Consider the following 2,096-nt stretch of genomic DNA (forward strand, 5'->3'; position numbering starts at 1 on the left):
TCACCGCGTCCGGGACTGAACGGTACGCTAAGGTTTACACCACCGGCTTTGGCTGCTTTTTCAACCGCAGCTGTTCCACCTAAAACAATCAGATCGGCGAGACTAACTTTTTTGCTTAATCCAGATTGAATTTCGGTGAGTTTATTCAATACTTTTTGCAAACGTTCCGGTTCGTTCCCTATCCAATCCTTTTGAGGGGCTAAACGAATGCGTGCACCATTGGCGCCGCCTCTAAAGTCAGAACCTCTGAATGTTCGGGCGCTGTCCCAGGCCGTATTGATAAGTTCGGTACTGCTCAGTCCGCTGTTGAGGAGTTTTTCTTTTAAGTCAGTGATTTCACTTTCGCTCAAACTGTAATCTACACTTGGAATCGGGTCTTGCCAGATTAAATCTTCCTGAGGCACATCTGCACCTAAGTAGCGACTTTTTGGACCTAAATCACGATGCGTCAGCTTGAACCAGGCTCTGGCAAATACCTCTTCAAAATAAGCTTGGTCTTTATGAAAACGCTCAGATATTTTGCGGTATTCAGGATCCATTTTCATGGCCATATCAGCATCGGTCATAATCGGGTTTTGACGTTTGGTGGGGTCGTGTGCATCCAGTGGCTTGTCTGCTTCTGCAATGTTAACAGGCTCCCATTGCCAGGCTCCGGCAGGGCTTTTCTTTAGTTCCCATTCATATTTGAATAACAAGTCAAAGTAGCCTTGATCCCATTGTGTTGGGTTTGTAGTCCAGGCACCTTCCAATCCGCTGGTTACGGTGTCTCCGGCATTTCCGTTTCCTTTAGGGTTCATCCATCCAAAGCCCTGGTCTTGGACGTTTCCTCCTTCAGGAGCTTCACCTAATGTAGAGGCATCCCCGTTTCCGTGTGCCTTCCCTACTGTATGACCGCCGGCAGTAAGCGCTACGGTTTCTTCATCGTTCATCGCCATACGCTTAAATGTGGTGCGTACGTCTTTTGCAGTCCTTAGCGGGTCGGGTTTGCCGTCTACACCTTCTGGATTTACGTAGATTAATCCCATCTGAACTGCTGCAAGCGGATTTTCCAACGATTCACGGTCTTCATCACTGTCATAGCGGTTTTTGGTTTCAGCCAGCCATTCTTTTTCTGACCCCCAGTAAATGTCTTTTTCAGGGTGCCAGATATCAATGCGTCCTCCCGCAAAGCCAAAGGTTTTAAAGCCCATAGATTCATAGGCCATATTTCCGGCAAGGATGAATAAATCTGACCAGGAAATTTTGTTTCCGTATTTTTTCTTAATAGGCCAAAGCAAACGACGTGCTTTATCTAGGTTTCCATTGTCGGGCCAGCTGTTAAGTGGAGCAAATCGTTGGTTCCCGGTGTTGCTTCCACCACGACCATCAGCAACTCTGTAAGTTCCGGCAGCATGCCACGCCATTCTGATCATTAAACCACCGTAGTGACCCCAATCAGCGGGCCACCAGTCTTGACTGTCGGTCATAAACTCTTTTAAATCTTTTTTAAGAGCCTCCAGGTCCAGTTTTTCGAATTCTTCAGCATAATTAAAATCGGAACCCATGGGGTTAGTTTTAGTGTCGTGCTGATGAAGGATGTCGAGATTAAGTGCTTTGGGCCACCATTGCATCACATTTCTTTCGGTACCGGTGTTGGCGCCATGATGAAAGGGGCATTTTCCTGCTGTTGTGTTGTTCATAATGCTATTTTTTAAAATTAGTTTTGATGTTTAATAAATTCAATTCCTCAAAGTACGTGTTTATTATGCTTTACAGAATGTGAATTTTAACAAAATAAGTAATTATAAATCAAAGGCAAATATCATTTTAAATTATAATTCTTATATGAAAATAAGTTTTGCTTATTGATGTTGAATTCGTGTTTTTTTTGAATAAATAATACGACCTAAAGTTACAAATATTTATCGGGTTTTCAATTGGATTTTCGGGGGCTGATAAATATTCTCATCGTTTTTTTTACTTTATTTTTGCAACAGATAAAATTTAATTTATATTTGCATCCGCTTAGCGAAAGTTGGGCACTTTAAATGGTATTATTACCTTCCTCCTTAGCTCAGTTGGTTAGAGCATCTGACTGTTAATCAGAGGGTCCTTGG

Annotated in this window: 1 protein-coding gene; it reads right to left on the reverse strand. The window is 43.0% G+C overall.

Features of this window, described 5'->3' with window-relative positions:
* On the reverse strand, nt 1–1,679 hold a 1,679-nt coding region (katG, locus tag AACY61_RS12860; RefSeq protein WP_339611982.1), incomplete at its 3' end, for a catalase/peroxidase HPI.
* Nucleotides 1,680–2,096 lie beyond the last annotated feature (417 nt).

Source organism: uncultured Planktosalinus sp., assembly GCF_963973675.1.
In the GTDB taxonomy this organism is placed as follows: Bacteria; Bacteroidota; Bacteroidia; order Flavobacteriales; family Flavobacteriaceae; genus Planktosalinus.